8 protein-coding genes are annotated in these 19,345 nt (G+C 61.7%); 4 read left to right on the top strand and 4 right to left on the bottom strand.

Going from position 1 to position 19,345, the window contains the following annotated elements:
- The first annotated feature begins 58 nt into the window (after positions 1–58).
- The 4 genes from CKA38_RS07365 to CKA38_RS07350 all read left to right on the top strand — a co-directional run bounded on the left by CKA38_RS07365 (position 59) and on the right by CKA38_RS07350 (position 9,700).
- A complete protein-coding gene (locus tag CKA38_RS07365; RefSeq protein ID WP_108824894.1) occupies positions 59–1,297 on the top strand; it encodes a metallophosphoesterase in 1,239 nt (412 codons plus the stop codon).
- A 184-nt stretch (positions 1,298–1,481) separates the two neighbouring features.
- Positions 1,482–2,576, top strand: coding sequence for a glycerophosphodiester phosphodiesterase (locus tag CKA38_RS07360; RefSeq protein WP_108824893.1), 1,095 nt, complete (start codon positions 1,482–1,484; stop codon positions 2,574–2,576).
- Between the two features lie 114 nt (positions 2,577–2,690).
- Positions 2,691–8,474 carry a calcineurin-like phosphoesterase C-terminal domain-containing protein gene (locus tag CKA38_RS07355; protein WP_108824892.1) on the top strand — a complete coding sequence of 1,928 codons (5,784 nt, stop codon included), beginning with the start codon at positions 2,691–2,693 and terminating at the stop codon, positions 8,472–8,474.
- Positions 8,475–8,575: 101 nt separating this feature from the next.
- Positions 8,576–9,700 carry an Sb-PDE family phosphodiesterase gene (locus CKA38_RS07350; RefSeq protein WP_161554788.1) on the top strand — a complete coding sequence of 375 codons (1,125 nt, stop codon included), beginning with the start codon at positions 8,576–8,578 and terminating at the stop codon, positions 9,698–9,700.
- 102 nt (positions 9,701–9,802) lie between these two features.
- Here CKA38_RS07350 and CKA38_RS07345 read toward each other — a convergent pair whose 3' ends face one another.
- The 4 genes from CKA38_RS07345 to yajC all read right to left on the bottom strand — a co-directional run bounded on the left by CKA38_RS07345 (position 9,803) and on the right by yajC (position 19,343).
- Entirely contained in the window at positions 9,803–14,164 is a 4,362-nt protein-coding gene (locus tag CKA38_RS07345; RefSeq protein WP_161554787.1) for an AAA domain-containing protein, read from the bottom strand.
- Between the two features lie 202 nt (positions 14,165–14,366).
- Positions 14,367–16,088, bottom strand: a complete 1,722-nt coding sequence (gene recJ / locus CKA38_RS07340) for a single-stranded-DNA-specific exonuclease RecJ (RefSeq protein WP_108824889.1) — start codon at positions 16,086–16,088, stop codon at positions 14,367–14,369.
- A gap of 120 nt (positions 16,089–16,208) precedes the next feature.
- Complete coding sequence (secD, locus tag CKA38_RS07335; protein ID WP_108824888.1) at positions 16,209–18,800, bottom strand: protein translocase subunit SecD; 2,592 nt, start codon at positions 18,798–18,800, stop codon at positions 16,209–16,211.
- Between the two features lie 54 nt (positions 18,801–18,854).
- On the bottom strand, positions 18,855–19,343 hold the full coding sequence (yajC, locus tag CKA38_RS07330; protein WP_108826481.1) for a preprotein translocase subunit YajC: 489 nt from the start codon (positions 19,341–19,343) through the stop codon (positions 18,855–18,857).
- Positions 19,344–19,345: the final 2 nt, after the last annotated feature.

Here is a 19,345-nt window from a genome sequence, read left to right as displayed (position 1 = left end):
ACGGTTCGCCCCGCCTTAATCCAAATCAAAACCACTAATCCAAACCCGAAAACCCATCATGCAACGCCGCCAATTCATCACCTCAATCGGAACCCTCGGCACGCTCGCCGCCGCCGGACTCGCCAAGCCGCTCGTCGCAGCATCCGCGAACAGCGCGCCCTCAAGCGCCACCGCCGGCACGGACGCGTCCCCCTCGCTACTCGGCGGCACGCCCGCCGTCTTCGCGCCCACGTCTGAAAGTTTCACCGTCACGCTTCCCCTCAGCGCTGCCGCGCTCGCATGGATCGAATACGGTGAAACCAAAAGCCTCGGCCTCACGGCAAGCTCCGACCAATGGGGCTTCGTCCCCCACGACAGCAAGGTTGTCAAAATCCGCGTCACCGGCCTGAAACCCGGAACGCGTTATCATTGGCGCGCCGTGCTGAAGCCGCTCGGCGGCAAGGGTGCAGGGGAAACACGCACGCGCATCTACACCACCAAAACCCTCTCGCCCGGCGCCGCCGAAACCCGGTTCTCCGTCTGGAACGACACGCACGACCAAGCCCCCACTATCCAGAAACTCCACTCGCTTCGCCGCAACGACGACGATTTTCTTTTGTGGAACGGCGATCTCAGCAACAACGTCAACGACGCCTCGTTGATCCCCGGCATCTATGTCAGCCCCAAGGGCGTCGACCTCGCCGAGGGACCGCCAATCTTCCTGGCCCGCGGCAATCACGACGTGCGCGGCCTCTGGGCAAACAAGATGACCGACTACGTGGACTTCCCCGGCGACCGCCCCTTCTACGCCCTGCGCACCGGCCCGGTAGGCATGATAGTGCTCGACACCTGCGAGGACAAACCCGACGCGCACCGCACCTTCAAGGGTGTCGCAGCCTTCGAGCCGCTCATCCGCGAACAATCCCGCTGGCTGGACGAAGTCACCCAGCAACCCGCGCTGCGCGACGCGCCCTACCGCGTCGTTTTTTGCCACATCCCGCTGCGCTGGACCAAGGAAGTCCAGGCCGACTACAACAACAAGGAATGGGATCACGTAAGCCTGCGCGGCCGCGCCGCGTGGCACGACACGCTCGTGCGCTGGGGCGCGCAAGTCATCGTCTCCGCCCACAACCACCGCGCCACGTTGATACCCGCGACAAGCAAGTTCCCCTACGCCCAAATCCTCGGCGGCGGACGCGCAATCTCCAACGCCACAATCATCCGCGGCCACGCCGACGCCAAACAACTGAAGCTCGCCGCAACAATGATCCACGACGGCTCCATCTCGCACGAGATAAGCTTCAACCCGCTGGCGTGAACCCGCGCGCTTACCAAGAGATTATCGCGAATTAAAACCCTCTGATTTTTAATCACGGAGGACGCAGGGAGGCACGGAGAAACACATGCGGACTCGCCGATGTTTTTCTCCTGCCTCCGTGCATCTCCGCGCCCTCAGCGGTTAATCTTTGTTCAGAAACAAACATTAAATCAACAGCACCCCAATGAATATAAAACACTCACTGATATTAATATTCTGCCTGTCGCTGATTGTCTGCGCGCAAGCATCGGCGGCGTCAGCCCGGAAACAAGAAGCGGAACTGGTGACGGATGTTTCCTATTTCTCGGGCCTGAATGTAGCCTCTGGAAAAACCTACACGATCCGGGGAATTGGTTTCAAAGCGAATGATAAAATAAAGCTAACCCCGACGGAAAAAAATAACGCAGGGGAAATAATTCTGAACGGCGAGGTTACCCGCGACAGGTTGACAATCATCATTCCCGAAGGATTTCAGTCCGGCAGGTATCAATTGGAGTTGATTCGTAATAACAAAACCCGGCACTTGGGTTTCACCCAACTGAACAAAGTCGATGCGCTTCCCTCCACGCCCAAAGTCACGGCGCACAGGGGTTATTGGAATACAGTCGGCTCCGCGCAAAACTCGATCACCGCGCTGCGCAAAGCGCAGGAGCTCGGAGTATTCGCCTCGGAGTTTGACGTGTGGCTCACGGCCGACGGCAAACTGGTCATCCATCACGACGCAAAAACCATAAACGGAATCACGATTCAGGATTCGACCCATGACGAGGTTAAGGGATTCATCCTGGAAAATGGCGAGCCCATCCCGACCCTCGAAGCGTTTCTGGAACAAGCCAAGGCCAAGCCCGAAATGACGCTCGCGGTGGAGATAAAAACGCACAAGACCAAGGAGAAAAACTACGCCGTCGTCGCCGCCACGGTCAAGGCGATCAACAAGGCAGGATTGATGAACCAAGTGATGTTCCTCGCGTTCAACCTTGATATTTGCAAGGAGCTGATACGCATCCAGCCGGGTTGCAAGGTGGCCTACCTGAACGGAGACAAACCCCCGAGTGAACTCCACGCGCTCGGAATCACCGGCGCCAACTACGGCGTCAAGGCCATCCGCGCCAATCCCCGTTGGATCAAGGAAGCCCACGACTTGGGCATGACCATCAATGTGAGGACACTCAACACGATGGCCAATGTGATCGAAATGGCCAACCTCGGAGTGGACTACATTTCATCCGACTGCCCGGCCCAAGCCCAACAAATCGTCGAGCACTTTCAGGGGAAATAATGACGGCATTCCCCTGCCCGCGCGCAAACAGGTCTTGAAAAAATAGTCCGCACAAACACTCTTTCCCAAACCCACCAAGGCGCGCGTAAAGTGCGCGTCTTCCCCCTCCATCCCATGAAAAACACCCCTGTCACACTCTTTATTTTTGCTCTCGCACTCACCCTCGCGCCCGCGACCCGCGCCGCCGACGTTTACTGGGGCGACGGTGTCAGCGGCACTTGGTTTACGCCCAACGGCTGGCGCACCGGCTCGCCTTCCGGCGCCGTGCGAAATGCCCCCGGAGCCACCGACGCCGCCTTCATAACTAATGGTCACATCGCCATCGGCAACGGCATCACGACCGACAGTGGATCCGCATCCATCGGTCACGGCGCGGGAGCATCCGGCACGCTCTCCATTGCGGGCGGCGGCGTATGGACAAATACCACCAGCAACAATACCTATGTCGGTTACGAAGGCACGGGCGTGCTCAACATCGACCAAGGCGGCGTGGCAAACACCAACTACCTGCAAATCGCAGCGAAGGACACATCCTCGTCGGGCACAGTCATAGTCAACGGTTATCTCAACAACCGTGTTGGCATGCTCTATGTCGGCGGTGTCGGCAACGGCCATCTTGAAATCGGTCAAACCGGCACGCTTTACATCAACTCTTCCCTGCGCGCGGGTGGTTACAACTCCGCCACAGCCGACCCAAATCCCAACCCCAATTTTATCAAGGGCGCGGGCACTGGCGCCATTGTTGTTCACGGTTTGATCAACGGGGCCAGCCGCACCATTGCCGCCGGATTCGACGGCGTCGGGCGCATCGACGTCATGAAGACCGGCACCATCATGAACAACAATGTTTATATCGGCGACCGTGCCTCGGCCTCCGGCACCATCAATATCCGGGGCCTCTGGCAAAGCGCCGGCAATATTGTCTATATTGGCAACTCCGGTTCAGGTGGCGCTGGCTCAAATGTTCTCAATATTCACAATGGCGGAGCCTTCGTCCAAAATAACAACGTGGCTGCAATCTATGTCGGCAGGAATGCCGGCTCCTCCGGTATCGTCAACATCGCCAAGAGTGGAACCATGATCGTCACCGGCAGCTCCTTCTATCTTGGCCAGGCCGCCAACACCTACGGCGAAGTCAATGTTGAAGGGCTTCTTCAATTTACCGGATCAATCTTCTCGATAGGTTATCAAAGAAGCACCACGGCGGGAGTGGATTCCTCCGTTGGCGTGTTGAAAATCACCGAAACCGGCACCGTTATCGTCTCCGGCACCGAGACGTCCCTCGGACATCTGGGAATGGCCTCCTCCGCCGTCTCCGTCAACAACGCCTCCGGCACCGCCTTCGTTGAAGGCGTCTGGAAAAACGCCGGCAACCTCATCGTCGGACGCTCCGGCCACGGACACCTCGAAATCTCCCGAACCGGCACCGTCACCGTCGGCACCTTCCTCACCATCGCCAACGGCAACAGCATGTCCAACGCCAATCACACCGCCACAGGCCCCGTCGGAGGCACCGTCATCGTTGACGGCTATTTGGGCGTCGGAGACCATTTTGCTATCGGCAACGGCGCCCACGCCAATCTCCACATCACCGAAAACGGCACCGTCATCACCGGCACAAACGGCACCGGCAATGGTTACCTCCAAGTCGGACGCAACGGCTCCACCGTCGGCACCGGAACAGCCGTCCCCGTCCCCGGCGACTCCATCGTGCGAGTGGACGGCCTGCTCGACATCCGCGGCAACTTCAACTTCGGCATGCGCAGCAAATCCGAGCTCACCGTCGGCGCCGAGGGCTACATCCTCGTTGCGGGCAACCACTACCAAAACCCGCAAACCCTCCTCGCCTTCACCCCTGGATCCACCCGCGACCTCCCGCTCGTCGCCACCGCCGGGGCGGCCTACATTTCCGGCACGCTCAAAATCACCAACATCAACACGCTCGCCGGCTACTCCTCCGCCGCGTCCGCCACCGCCGCCAGCGCGTTGCCATATATCACCGTTGTGAGTGCCGGCGCTGGCATCGAGGGCGATTTTAAAACTATCTCCATCACACCCGCCCTCACCGGCGCCACCGGCCTGCCCGACTACATTTATAATGGCAAAATCATCCTCGACGCCCCCAACGGCTCCGCCGAATACCGCGTCGGCCAGCTCCTTTCATGGCATGCACCCGCCGCCAACGCGCACGGCGCCTTCACTATCGGCGCGGGCAATACCTTCACCATCGACACCCCGCTCGCCGACCGCGCCAACGCAAACTCCCTCGCCACTGGCTGGGACGGGCGCTCCCTCACAAAACGCGGCCCCGGCACGCTCGTCATCGCCGCGGTCGGCTCGCGCACCGGTGACACCACCGTCGAGTCCGGCACTCTTCGCATAGCCACCAGCGCCATCTCCCTCGGCAACCTTGTCAACAACGCCGTCCTTGACCTCGGCGGTTCATCCGGGAGCTACCACACCGCCACCGCCGACACCCTCGCCGGCGCCGGCACAATCATCCTCGCCATCGACTCCGCTACCGGCAAAGGCGACCGACTGATCATCACCGGCAACGCCTCCGGCGCGCACACCGTTCGCGTCTCGATAGACGGCGCGCCGGCAACCACACCCACCCCCGCTCAACTCACGAACGCCATTACCGTCCAAGGCGGCAACACAGCCACATTCAACGACGCCACGCCCCCGGGTCTCACCGTCACCTTCGCCCCGCAAGGAGGCGACGTTTCCCCCGCCGGCAAAACAATCACCCCAAACACCGCCTACGGCACGCTCCCCGTGCCCGTGCGCGCCGGCGCCACGTTCGGCGGCTGGTTCACCGCACCCAACGGCGGCTCACCAGTCACCGACTCCACCACTGTCGCTTCCGACGCCGCCAGCCATATCCTCTACGCGCGCTGGATGGAGGGAAAACATCCCGTCATCACCCCCGACGCCGGCATGGACCTCTACGGCTCCATCGTTGACGACACCGGCGCGCCCGTCGCAGGTGTCGTTGTCAGCGACGGATTCCAATGCGTCAAAACCAACGCCAACGGCATCTACCAGATGAAACGCACGAACAAGGGTGGCACCACCAAGGCTCGCGTCGTCTTTTACTCCACCCCCGAAACTCACGCAGTCAACACCCTCGGTGCTGATCGCACCGGCTATGCGTGGTTCTCGCAAAAACTCGTCGAGGGCGTTAACCGCTATGACTTCGACCTGATCCGCCTCCCCTCCGCCGAGAAAGACTTCATTCTCCTCGGCATTGGCGATCCGCAAGTCACCTCCCTTGCCCAACTCAAACGCTACGAGACGGAAACCATTGCCGACATCGGCAAGCTCCGCCAAGCCACCCACGCCAGCCTTCCCATCTACGCCATCATGCTCGGTGACATCGTCGGCGACAACCTCCACCTCCACGCTCCGCTCCGCGATGTCGTCAACGCCTCCCCCGTCACCTACTTCTCCGTCCCCGGAAACCACGACCACGATCAGGCCTACTCCAAGCTCAACAAGGACTATGAATCCGGCGAGAGCTACGAAAACATCTACGGCCCGCTCAACTACTCCGTTAACATCGGCAACACTCACATCATCGGCCTCGACGACATCCTTTACACCGCACAATCCGGCTACGGCACTGGCCTCACCAACGACATCTACGAATGGGTTAAGCAAGATCTCAGTTTTGTCCCCAAGACAAAAACCATCATCATAGCCTTCCACATTCCGTTGCGCGGCAGCACCTATACAAAGGCACAAGAACTCTATGGTCTGCTCAAGGACTACGCCGACGTCCACTTCCTTGCCGGGCACACTCACTATCAGGAAAACATCACCTTCCCCATCAACGGCTCCACCAAAAACATCACCGCCTACGAGCACATCCACGGCGGTGCCTGCGGCGCTTGGTGGAACTCCTTGCTCAATGTTGACGGCGCACCCAACGGCTACGGCGTCTACACCATCTCCGGCACCAAGCTCACCGACTGGTATTACAAGTCCACCGGCTACAGCGACACCTACCAAATGCGCATGTATCGCGGCGACATCAGCTTCGGCGGTGCCAGCGGCACATACACCTACAACCAGCCTCCATACGCCACCCTTGGCGCCAACGATGTCGTTGTTGATGTTTGGAACGCCGACGCCAACTGGAAATTCGTCGTTTATGAAAACGGCGTCAAGGTGGCCGACACCTTGAAAAAACTCAACATGCTGGTAGACGCCTATGCCGCCGGCTACCACGTCGGCGTCCTCAAACGCACTTACGACAGCCGCAGCAACAAGCACCTGTATTCCCACACACTAAAAACCCCTGGAGCCAGCGTCGAAATCCGCGCCACGGATCGCTTCGGAAAAACCTACTCACTGTCTGAATTCACAACCGACCTCTCCGAGTTCCCCGCCAACTTCGCCTCACCGGAAATCACCACGCAACCGGCGGACGCCACCGTGACAGCCGGCCAGTCCGCCACCTTCACCGCCGCCGTCACTGGCGCGCCTAACCCCTCGCTCAAATGGCAGTCCTCAAGCGACGGAGCCACATGGACGGACATCTCCGGAGCGACCACCGCATCCCACACCATCCCCAACGCCACCACCGCGCAAAACGGCACGCAATACCGCCTCGCCGCAAGCAACGCGCGCGGCCTCGCCACCAGCTATGCCACCCTGCTCACCGTCAATCCCGACCCCGCATTCACCGCCGCGCAAACGCTCAAGACGCAGCTCGAAGCCACGGGAACCGCGACCATCACCGTGACCGGATCCGTCAACCTCTCGCTCGTCGGCGGCGCCACCGTCGCCAAGGGCAAAACCATCGTCGGGGCGGATGCCACCTCCACCGTCTCCGGCACCCTCACCATCGCGGCGAGCGCGAGCGACACCATCATCCGCGGCGTAAACTTCACCACCGGCGCGCTCACCATCAACGGTGCGAACGACGTGGACGTTTCCCATTGCACATTCACCGACGCGCCCGTCTCCATCACCGGCAACGCCGACAACGTCGCCTTCTCGTGGAATGAATTCACCGCGACACCCGGCGGTGCCGACTCGGCCATGACCATCTCCAACGCCGGCCCGACCACGGGAATCCTCCTCGACCACAACCGCTGGGGCGCCAACCTGAAAAACAACATGCCGAGCGTGACCAACGCCCGCGTTTACATGTATAACAACTACATCACCGCGACCGGTAACACCACCGCCACCATCGCCGGCGCGGGCGCGCAAATCCTCTCGGTGCGCAACATCTACCAAGGCGTGAAAAATCCGCTCACCAAGCAATCCACCGGACGCCTCCGCGCGATCGACAATCTCATGAACGCGACCACCGGCACGACCGCGACCGGCAATGACAAAGTTTTCGTCCCCGGCTATGCGCACATCATCGACTCTGGCGACAGCAGCACCGCGGCCTCCATCGCCGCAAACGCTGGCAACACCGCGGGCAAAAACTCCGTCACACCCGCGCAAACAAACGGCGCCGCAAGCATCAGCGCGACCGTGACCGGCACCGGCGCGAACAAGACCGCGAGCAGCGCCCACGTGCCCTCGGGAGGCGGTTTCACGCTCACGGCAAACGCGACCGGTTTCACACCCGCCGCACGGCAATGGTATCGCGACAACACCGTCATTGCCGGCGCGGCCTCCGCCACCTACGCAATCACCAACGCCGATGCGAACACGCACGCCGGCTCCTACGCCGTGACATTGACAACCAGCACGGGCGAAATCGTGACCTCCGGCGCATTCACGGTGACAGTTGCCGCGCCCCCCATCGACACGCCGGACACCGGCAACAGCTCCGGCGGCGGTGGAGGAGGCGGCGCACCCTCGCTATTCCTTCTCTCCTCCCTACTGATTCTTCTGGTAGGGCGAAGCCTCCGGCTGAGCCGCAAACGATAACCCATCCGACATCCGCCGAACAACCCATCTCCAACTCCCATCAACTCATCACCATGAAAAAACAACATCACCACCATATCCGTAACTGTTCATTGTTCGCCATGCTTTTTGCATTGGCGCTCTGCACGCTTCACGCGCAGCACGACCCGTTCCGTGTCGAAATCCCCGACATCCCCGGCTACAAAACCCTCCGTTGCGACCTGCACATGCACACCGTGTTTTCCGACGGACAAGTCTGGCCCGCAGTCCGCGCCAGCGAGGCCTCCCGCGAGGGACTCGCCGCCATCGCCATGACCGACCACCAGGAGCGCCGCCGCAACGTTTACGACGAAAAAGTCTCGCGCAACTACTCCTTCGAAATCGCCAGCAAGGCGGCGCCCAAAAACCTCGTCGTCATCCCCGGCACCGAGGTCACCTACGGAATGCCCCCCGGCCACTTCAACGCCATCTTCATCAAGGACGCCGACGCCATGAGCACGACCGACTGGCGCAAGGCGCTAGAGGAGGCGAAAAAACAGGGCGCGTTCATCACATGGAACCACCCGCGCTGGGAAAACCAGCAGGCGCACATCACCCGCTGGCTCCCCGAGCACGAGGAAATATTCCAGAACGGCTGGATGCAGGGCATCGAAGTCGCCAACGGCAGCCTTTACAGCCCGCACGCCTTCCAATGGGCGCTCGATAAAAAACTCACCATGATCGGCGCGTCCGATGTGCACGCGCCCATCCAGAACGGCTATGATTTTCAAAAAGGCGAGCATCGCACGACCACGATCGTTTTTGCCAAGGAAGCCACGGCGGCATCCATCCGCGAGGCCCTCGACAACCGCCGCACCGCCGTGTATTTTCGGGAGTTTATCTACGGTGAGGAACAATGGCTGCGCCCGCTCGTCGAGGCATGCCTCTCAGTCAAAGTTGCGCACAACGTGGGCTCCAACACCCAGACGCCCCGCTTTGTGGTCACCATCAAAAACAACTCCGGCCTGACCTTCAAACTCCTCAAAGTCGTGCCCGGTGAAAAACCCGCATTCTACCGCGACTACCTCGTAAAACCGCACTCTTCGCGCGGCATCGGCGTCGGCTTCCCCGACGAGATAGGCTCCGACGAGGTCGTTTTCCAAGTGAGCAATTTCCTCACTTCGCCCGAGACCCCGCTGACCTTCACGGTAAAACTCCCGAAAACACCCAAGGACAAAAGGGTCAAATCCAAGGCCAAAGCCAAGTAATACCGTTTGCGAATAAGTATTGATCTTTAAACGGGCAGGGCGGTTTCACGAAACCGCCCTGCTTTGTATAGTGCGCACAAGGCCGCCGGCCGCGCAGTCTGCTCAGGATTGATTTTGCTCCGTGGCGGCCTGGTGCCGGTCCGCGATTTCGGCGAGGAGTTTTTCGGGGTCGCGGAAGAGCGCGGGACTCCAGATGCGATGGAGGCTCCAGCCTTGCGACTGGAGGATTTGCGCGCGGAAATTTTCCCACGCAACCGGGTCGGGTGTTTTTTTGTAGCGGTTGAAATCCGTGAGCACTCCGATCGTGACGTCGGCGGGCATGTGGGGGTGCGTGAGAGCGATGTCCACGCAGAAGCCGTCGTTGCCCCAATAGACGGTGGAGCCGATGTTGCTTGCGGCGTGAAGGCGGCGGGCGAGGGCTTCGGCAAGCGCGGAGGGTTGCGTGGTTTCATCGCGGAGGACTTGCGCATGCTCGTGGCGGCGCGCGGTTTCAAGTTCGGTCTGCCATTCGTCGAAACGCGCGCCGAGGGTTTCGGCATAGCGGAGGTAGGCGTAGAGTTGGTGGCGGCCGGTGATGGAGCGTCCGGGCTCGGGCGGCGTGACGGAGGTGTATTCGACGCGGGGGATTGAGGTGAGGACGTGGATGGCGTCGCGAGCGCGGGTGACGAGGACGTTGAGGCGGCGGTCGCCGCCGATGCGCGAGAGGGCGCCGAAGTTGCGGCGGAACTTGCCGTCCTTGTCGGGGCCGAACGTGGTGCAGATGATCATGTGGTCGCGTTCGTCGCCTTGCACGTTTTCGAGGTTTTTCACGAAGAGGCCCTCGAACGAATCGCGTCCGCGCCGGCGGCGGGCGGTTTCGAGTTTTTGGGCGAAGGCGGGATCGGCGGCGGCTTTTTCGTCGAGCGCGTCGATGATGAGGTCGCGTTGGTTGAGGTTGAAGCAGGCGACGCCGATGGAGGGCGGCTCGGCGGTGTCGAGGAGTTCGGCGACGAGATTGGCGGCGGCGCGGGCCTCGGCTTCGTTGCCGCGTTCGTGGTAAACGCCGTCCACATGGGTGAGGAGGATGGGGGCGTGGACGGCGCGGTTTTTCGGATGGCCGGGGATGGGCTGGAGGCGCTTGTTGTAGAATGAGTCGTTGGAGAAGCCGATAAGCGCGGCGTTGCGCGAGCGGTAGTGGACGTCGAGAAATGCCTCCTGCACGTTGAGGTTGAGCGCGGCGCCGAGGAGGTCCTCGGTTTCGGATTGTTGCTGCGCAAAAACTTCCTCCGCGGTTTCGGCGGCGGTGTCGTTGCTTTCGGTGAGGGCGCTTTCAAAGAAGCGCGTGGGCGGGAGCTGCTTGGGATCGCCGGCGATGACGACGCGTTTGCCGCGGAGGAGAACGGGCAACGCTTCCTCGAGTCGGCACTGGCTGGCTTCGTCGAAAATGATGACGTCGAAGAGGTGGGCGCGGGGAAAAATCTGCGCGACGGTTGACGGGCCGGCCATCCAGACGGGGCAGAAATCGAAGAGCGGATCGCCTCCGGGAATGTCGGCTCCGGCGGCGATCATCTGGCGGAGTTTCATGGCGCGCTGGCCGCGGACAAAGAGGCGCTGGCGGAGCGAGGCGCCGAGTGTGTTGAGGCGTCCGCCGGTGGCGGCGAGGAGGCGGTCGCGCCAGACTTTTTGCCAGCGGTAAAGGATGAGCTGGCGCACGAGCGAGGCTTTCTCGGCGGTGCGTTCGAGTTTCTCGGAAAACGCGGCTTCGACGCGGTGCGTGTCGATGCGGGCGAGCGCGGGATTTTCGCGGAGTTGCGTCTGGATTTCGAGCGTGAGGGCGGAGAGGCGGAGCGCGGGCTCGGCGGTTTCCCAGGGGAGCGCGGCGTCGGCGGCGTGGGTGAGCGCGATGCTCAGGGCGGGCGAAAGGCGGCTGATCACGTCGGTGTAACGGACGCATTCCTCGAGCGTGTTTTGGAACTCGACGAAGCGCTGGGTTTCGACGGTGACGGCGGGGTTGGAGCGCCAGGCGTCGATGAGTTCGTCGATTGCGGCGGCGTGGAAAAGTTTCGTGGCGGCAAGGGTGTCGCGAAGGTCGATGAGCGCGGAGGCGCGTTGCGCGCCCTGGCGGAGGAGCGCGGGGAAATTGGCCGAGGTTGCCTGCTCGCCCAGCGCGAAGAGGGCTGCGGATTTCAGGTGGGAGTTGGCGGGAAGTGAGGCGGCTTCGAGGGCGTCGAGAATTGACGGAAGCGCGTCGGCGAGGGCGCGGAGGGTTTTGTCGGGAGGGAGCGCGTCGGCGGGTTGCGCGGCGTGGATGCGCTCGTGGACATCGGCCCAGAGGTGGCGGGCCTTGAGCGCGGCGTAGTAGGTTTGGGCGCGTTCGGCGGAGGCGCGGTCGAGCGGAAGTGCGAGCGGTTCGAGGGCGCGGCGCGCGGCGCTTTTTTTGGAGAAGGCGAAATGGCGTTTCCACGAATCGGCGAGCGGAAGCCATTCGCGGAGCGCAAGCAGGCGCTGGTTGCACTGGGCGAGCGCGGGGAGCGCACCCTTGGTCTGGAGGTGGAGTTCGCGGTCGAGGGGTTTGGCGAGCGGTTCTTTTTCGGGGGCGAGGGTTTCGATTTCCGCGCGCCAGTTTTGCCAGTGCGGATCGGCGGCGAGGCGCGCGGCGGTGGCGTGCCGGGCGTGCGCAATCGCGGCGTCGAGCTTGGCGGCGAGTTCGACGCGGGCGCCGACTTGCTCGTCGAGCGCGATGCCGGCGGAGAGCGGGGCGGCGGGCGAATCGGGGTAGCGGTCGAGTATCGAGGATTTGGATACAAGGTCGCGAAGTTGCGCGGCGGTGGCCGCGGCGGGCTTGGCGAGCCAGTCGGCGAGCGAAATGCCGACGCGGTTGCGAAATGGATTCTCGGGCCAGCGGGCGGCGAGGGCGCGCTGCACGCCTTCCTCAAGATCGACGCGGTGCTCCTCGATGAGCGCGGGCGTGAGGCCGTCAACCGCGGGGATGGGCGTGGCGACGGCACCCGCGAGTTCGAGCCATTTGCCGCAGGTATCGTGGAAGGAGGCGCAGCCGTCCGCGGTGGCGTGGAGGCTGTCGAAGTTTTCGCGGAGCTCGGCGTGGAGTTTGTTGAGGCGGGTGTTAATGCGGTCGAGCTCGGGGGCGGGGTTTGGGTGAAGCTGGTCTTGGGCGAGATTTTCGAGGCGTTCGCGGAGACCGAGGTAGAGGTCGCGGCGATCACGTTGCGGATCGTGGATGACGCCGCAAAGCGGGCCGAGGCCCATGCCGTCGAGGCGATATTTGACGACGTCGAGCGCAGTGCGTTTGTCGCAGACAAAGAGGACTTTTTCTCCGCGGGCAAGGTGGTCGCCGATGACGTTGGCGATGGTCTGGCTTTTGCCGGTGCCGGGAGGACCGTGGATGACGAGGGCGGCGCTGTTGCGGGCGTGAAGGACAGCCTCGGCCTGGCATGGATCGGCGTGTGTGACGAGAAGCTCGTTGGAAAAATCGCGCGCGGGGAGTTGCGCGTGGTCGCGAATGGCTTCGGCCGCGGCCTCGGCGGCGTGATGATCGGGATCGGTTTCGACGAGCGCTTCGGGCGTGAGGAAGGGGCGGATGGGGTTGTCGAGCGCGGGCTCGTTTTCGATCATCCACTGGGTGTCGCGGAGGAGTCCGGGATTGGTGACGGGAAAGAGGCCGAGGACTGCGCACGGGAGGATCGCGGGGACGTCGGGAAGCGCGTCGGTTTTTGGGACGGGCTGGAGCGGCGTGGCATCGTCGAAGAGGGCGGGCGGCGGCGGTTGCGCGCCAGGTTGCGGGAGCGGGATGCCGGCGGCCTTGGCGACGAGGTTGATGATCTCGGTGATTTCGCGCCAGGGGGCCTCGGCGTTGTCGTCGGCAAAAAGTTCGTCGGTGTCGGCGCCGGTTTTTTGCTCGATCCAGGCCATGAGCGCGGGGTTGGGTTGCACGAGGTCGGCGCCGTTTCCGCTGGTGGAAATCGAGATGCCGGGGCGCGTGTCGCGGCGCACCGTGAGGTTGACGGGGACGAGCGCGAGGGGCGCGAGGATGCGGGCGCTGCGCGAGCGGGCGCGGGAGCCGTGGTTGTCGTCGCGCGCGGGGATGGAGAGAAGCGGGAAGCCGATGTAGAGGGCTTGTTCGCCGTAGTCGTTGTAGTAGTCAACGGCGTCAGCGGCAATCTCGCGGGTTTTGTTGAGCACGCGAGTCTGGCGTTCGGCGGCGGCGCGGGCGTCCTTCTGCTCGTCGGACCACTCGCTCTCGGGGTAGTCGGGTTTTTTGAAGGCGGGGGTCTTGGCGGGAAACTCGATCGACTTGCCCGCGGCGGAAAGGAGTTGCGCGAGAAACCCGGCGGCGGGATCGGCGCCTTGCAGGTGGCGGAAATCGTGAAGGTCAATGCGCTGGCGGCTGCCGTGGGGGCGGGCGTTGAGTCCGGGGCCTGAGGTGAGGCTCGCGTAGAGCCGCTGGAGCATGGTTTCGAGAATCATGGCGGTGAAAGAACCGAACACTGAAACACGAAACATGGGCGGAGCAATGGAGATGTTGGGGCACGCACAGAGCCGAGAGCCCGCCGATAATTTCAAATCCCAGATTCCAAAAAACAAATCGGTATGATTTGGAGAGATTTGAAATTTTGCCGAACGAGTTTTTGAAATTTAAAAAACTAAAACGCCAGAGCCTAAAAAATCCTCACGGTGTGGCGGTGCGGTGCCAGTCGATGAGTTCCATCTGGAGGAGCTTGCGATCGTTAAAATGGTTCCAGGCGATTTTGACGGCGATGTCGATTGGTTCGCCGACAGGGGGAATGCGGCCGGCCATTTTCCAAGCGACACCGAAAAGGCGACGACCAAGGCCGTCGTCAAAATGGAAGCGGAAATGCTGCTGCTTGAAAACATCGGGGCGATGATCGAGGACGATGCCGCGAATGCCAAAAACGGGCTCGGGGTTGCCCTGTCCGAAGGGATGCAGAGTGCAGATTTCGTCCATCAGGTTTTCGCGGACTTGCTCGGGCTGGAGCCAGGCGGCGATGTCGAGCGTGGGCTCGGGAATGGCGCTTCCGGCATGAGCGACGACGGCTTTCTCGAACTGGTCGCGAAAGGTGTCGATGTTTTGATGCACGAGCGAGACACCGACGGCCATGGGATGTCCGCCCCAGCTGTTGAGTTGTTCGGCGCAGGCGCCGAGAACCTCGACGAGGTTGATGCCGTCAACGCTGCGTCCAGAGCCCTTGGCCTGCTCGGTTTCATGTCCGAGGACGACGGTGGGGCGGTGGTATTTGCGCGAAATGCGCCCGGCAACGATGCCGACCACGCCGGGGTGCCAGTTTTCGGAATAGAGAACAAAACCGGGCCGGTCGGCGTAGAGGGTTTCGACCATGCGCTCGGCCTCCTCGGTCATCTGGCGCTCGATGTCCTGACGCTCGCGGTTGAAGGCGTCGAGTTCCTGCGCGGTTTTGGTGCAGAACTCGGCGTCGTCGGAGAGCATGAGCTCGACGGAGATGGCGGCGTCGGCGAGGCGTCCGCTGGCGTTGATGCGGGGGCCGAGCCGGAAGGAGACATCAACGGGCATGATGTCGTTTTCGGGATTGACCCCGGCGACTTGCATGAGGGCGAGCACGCCAGGGCGCTTTGTCTTTTGGAGAATGCGCAGGCCGGTGCGGGCGAGGATGCGATTTTCGCCGTGGAGGGGAACGAGGTCGGCGACGGTGCCGAGGGCGACGAGGTCGAGCGAGTCGCGGAGTTTTATCTTGAAGGCTGTCTCGTTGTTTTCGGTGCGGAGCAGCTTGAGCAGGCCGTGCGCGAGTTTGAAAACGAGGCCGACGGTGCAGAGATTGCGCCAAGGTTCGTCACCCTCGTCCTCGGAGACGTGGGGGTTGACGAGGATGCCCTGCTCGAGGGTTTTCTCGCGGGAGCGGTGATGGTCAACGACAAGGACGTCGATACCCTGCGAGATGAGGTAGGCAACTTCCTCGTGCGAGTTGGTGCCGCAATCGAGGGCGATGAAGAGCTGGGGCTTGCCGAGTTCGAGGGCGCGGTCGATGGCCGAGCGCGAGAGGCCGTAGCCGTCCTCCATGCGCCGCGGGACGATGAAGCGCGGGAAGAGGCCGAAGGCGCGCAGGGCGTTGACGAGGAGCGCGGTCGAGGTGACGCCGTCCACATCGTAGTCGCCAAGGACGACCACTTCCTCCTTGTTGGCGATGGCGGTGCGGAGCCGCATGGCGGCTTGCTCGAGATTCTTGAGAAGGAAGGGGTCGTTGAGTTCGCTGAGCGTGGGATGCAGGAACTTGTTCGCCTCCTCCGGCGTGCGCAGGCCGGCGCGCATGAGCAGCTCGGCCAGCACGGGGCTTGCGCCCACGGAGTGACTTAGTTTCTCAACCTCGGCGGTTGGAAAGGGCGTGTATATCCAGCGCATTGTGTGAAATGCGGAATGCGGATTTCGGAATGCGGAATGTATGCGGGCACGAGGGCGCGCGCTTTGCGGAGTGCGCGGATCATTGATTCCGCATTCCGCAATCCGAGTTCCGCATTCGTGTTATTCGCTGGCCTTGCTGGCGCCGGTCCACTCGTAGGTGGGCTTCACGTCCTGGTGTTTTTCAACGCGCTTGCGGTCGCCCCTGTGATACCAGTAGAAGACCTGCGAGGAAATGAAGATGGCGGAGAAGGTGGAGGTGATGATGCCGACGGTGAACGTGAAGGCGATTTCCTTGAGCACGCCGCTGCCAAATATGAAGAGCGACAGGGAGGCGAGGAGCGTGGTCGTCGATGTCATGATCGTGCGGGCGAAGACCTTGTTGATCGCGGTGTTCACGATGTCCTTGAGCGAGCCGGTCATGTTGATGCGCAGTTCCTCGCGGATGCGGTCGAACACAACAACGGTTTCGTTGATCGAGTAACCGGTGATGGCGAGGATGCCGGCGACCATGGGCGCGGTGAACTGGAAGCCCAGGAAGCCGTGGCCGATGATCACGAAGACGCCGACGGTCATGAGCACGTCGTGCGCCGACGAGAACATGGCGCCGATGCCGAAGCCGAGCTCGAAGCGGAAGGCGATGTAGAGGAGCGTGACGAGCATCGCGATGGCGATGGCCGTGATGGCCTTCCAGAGGATTTCATTGCCGATGGAGGGACCGACGGAACTGACGCCAAGGCTTTGGAAATTGGCCTCGGGGAATTTGGCCTGAAGGGCGGAGACGAGTTTCGGCGCGTCGTTGTAAGTGGTGTCGACGCGGAGGATTTCGTTGTCAGAGCCGATGTCCTTGACGTAGGCGGGCATGATCTCGCCGATGCCGGCTCCGGTGGCGGCGGCGCGAATGGCGCCGGTGTCGACTTTTTTGTCCTTGTTGAACTTGAGCGAAACGGAGTCACCGCCCGCGAAATCGATGCCGTAGATTGCCTTGCCGGTGTAGATGATGCCGCCGACGCCGATGGCGACGATGAGCCACGAGGCGATGAGGGCTTTCCAGCCCCACTTCACGAAGTCCCAGTGCGGAGCCTTGCGGAGGAGGTGGCGCATGGTGATTTTTTTCAGCACGCCGCCGTCGACGAGAAGTTCGAGGAGCATGTGTCCGGTGATGAGCACCGAGAAGAGCGTGGAGCACACACCGATGGCGAGTGTGACGCCGAAGCCCTTGATCGGGCCGCTGCCGTAAATAATCATGACGGCGCAAATGAGGAGCTGCACAAAGTGCGCGTCGAGAATTGTCCAGAGCGCCTTCATGAAGCCCGCGTGGTTGGCGGCGCTGAGCGATTTGCCCTCGCGTATCTCCTCGCGCATGCGCTCGAAGATAAGGATGTTGGCGTCAACCGCCATGCCGATCGTGAGCACGATACCGGCGAGTCCCGGGAGTGTGAGGGTGGCGTTGAAGTTGGCCATGACGCCGAAGATGATAACGACGTTGATGCCGAGCATGATGACGGCGAGGAGACCGCCGCTCGAATAAAACATGATCATGAACGCGGCCACGAGCGCGGCGCCGATGATGGAGGCGCGCAGACCGCTGGAAATGGCGTCCTCGGCGAGCGAGGGCCCGATTTCGTATTGCTCCCTGACGTGCATGGGGACGTCGAGCGGATTGTTGAGCACGGCGGCGAGGTTTTGCGCCTCCATGGTGGTGAAGCGTCCGGTGATTTCGGCGCCGTTGCTGTCGATTTCGTCCTTCACGCCGGGATAGGACTGGAGTTTGCCGTCGAGCACGATGGCCATGCTGGCGCGGGCCTCGGGGTTGCCGGATTGCTGCTGGAGTTGCTTGCTGTAACGGGCGACCTCGCGGGTGATTTCGGCAAATTTCACGCGACCGGTGTCGGTGAATTCCATGTTGATTTGCGGCCTGTTCCACTGGTCGAGCGAGGCGTAGGCGCGCTTGATAATCTTGCCGTCGGCGAGGGGGCGGCGCTGCACAAAGAGATCAACGGTGCCGCCGTCGTCATTTTCGGCGGAGGTCATTTTTTCGTAACCGGCGGGGATTTGCTCGCCGGGCTGACCGGTCGGATAAACAAAGGGATGCACGAGACGGAACTCCAGCATGGCGGGCTTTTGGAGGCTGTCCACAACGCCGGGATCATCCTTGGTGTTGACGCCGGGGAGCTGCACTTCGAGACGGGTGTCGCCAACCGCGCGAATGATGGGCTCGGTGACACCGAAGGAGTTGATGCGCTTCTCAATGATTTCCTGCGCTTTTTTCAACTTGTCCGCGCGGGCATCGCGGTCGAGGTCGGCGATGGCCTTGGCGTCAAGTTCGAGGGTAAACGCGACGCCGCCCTTGAGGTCGAGACCGAGCTGGAGCTTGGCCTTGGACGACTTGAGCAGGTGCTTGAGGAGGATTTCGTTCTTGGTGTCGGGGTTCTTGGAGCGGCCGACGTCGATGTTGGGAAAGTATTCCTTTTGGAGGTCAATCTTCCGGTCGCTGGACAGCTGCTTGAGGGCGAGGTAGGCGGTGCGGGCGCGGCCCTTGTCCTTGAGATCGACGGCCTCTTTCATGAGGGCGTTGAACTCGGATTGCTTGGCCGAGGCTTCGAGTTTCACGAAGTCGATGAATTCCTGGTCCTTGAGCGGAACCAGTGATGTTGCGCAAAAGACCACCACCGCAAGGCTGATGATGATCTTCCAGAGGTTACGTTTTATCATATGTTTGTTTTATTGGTTGAAATTGGTTGTGCCGCGCGGGGTTCGGGGAGTTTTTCAGGTAACGGGGAGGCTGGGAAACGTAACGGCATTTTTGCCACCTTCTTCACGTTCCGGAGCCGTGTCCTTGGATGACATCCGGCGCCGGAATCGCGCGAAGCGCAGGGGCGGGGCGGGGTTATTTCTGGTCGCTGGCGCCTTTTTCTTGATGACGGTCTGGACGAAGTTTTTCGCGACCTCGACCTTCACACCGTCGGCGATGCGAACCACGAAGCGGTCGTCCTTGCGGTTGGTGATTTCACCGAAGATGCCGCTGGCGAGCAGGACTTGGTCGCCGGAGTCGAGCTCGGAGAGGAGTTTCTGGTGCTCTTTTTGTTTTTTGCGCTGCGGGGCGATGAGGAGGAAATAGAACGCGACGACCATCAGGATGATCGGGCCGAATTGCATGAGGAAGTTGCTGCCACCGGCGGCGGGTTGACTCGCCGGCGCGCCTTCGGCCTGGGCAATGATTTGCAGTGCGAAATTGGAAATAGTGGCGATAGTCATGA

This window comes from Ereboglobus luteus (assembly GCF_003096195.1).
Classification (GTDB): Bacteria; Verrucomicrobiota; Verrucomicrobiia; order Opitutales; family Opitutaceae; genus Ereboglobus; species Ereboglobus luteus.
Note: the sequence above shows the minus strand (reverse complement) of the source record. Positions and strands in the feature narration are given on the sequence as shown.

Excerpts from the sequence above, each read along its gene's own strand:
- CKA38_RS07365 (WP_108824894.1), top strand. The coding sequence starts at position 59 with ATGCAACGCCGCCAATTCATCACCTCAATCGGAACCCTCGGCACGCTC.
- yajC (WP_108826481.1), bottom strand. The coding sequence starts at position 19,343 with ATGACTATCGCCACTATTTCCAATTTCGCACTGCAAATCATTGCCCAG.
- secD (WP_108824888.1), bottom strand. The coding sequence starts at position 18,800 with ATGATAAAACGTAACCTCTGGAAGATCATCATCAGCCTTGCGGTGGTG.
- CKA38_RS07360 (WP_108824893.1), top strand. The coding sequence starts at position 1,482 with ATGAATATAAAACACTCACTGATATTAATATTCTGCCTGTCGCTGATT.
- CKA38_RS07350 (WP_161554788.1), top strand. The coding sequence starts at position 8,576 with ATGCTTTTTGCATTGGCGCTCTGCACGCTTCACGCGCAGCACGACCCG.
- recJ (WP_108824889.1), bottom strand. The coding sequence starts at position 16,088 with ATGCGCTGGATATACACGCCCTTTCCAACCGCCGAGGTTGAGAAACTA.
- CKA38_RS07345 (WP_161554787.1), bottom strand. The coding sequence starts at position 14,164 with ATGATTCTCGAAACCATGCTCCAGCGGCTCTACGCGAGCCTCACCTCA.
- CKA38_RS07355 (WP_108824892.1), top strand. The coding sequence starts at position 2,691 with ATGAAAAACACCCCTGTCACACTCTTTATTTTTGCTCTCGCACTCACC.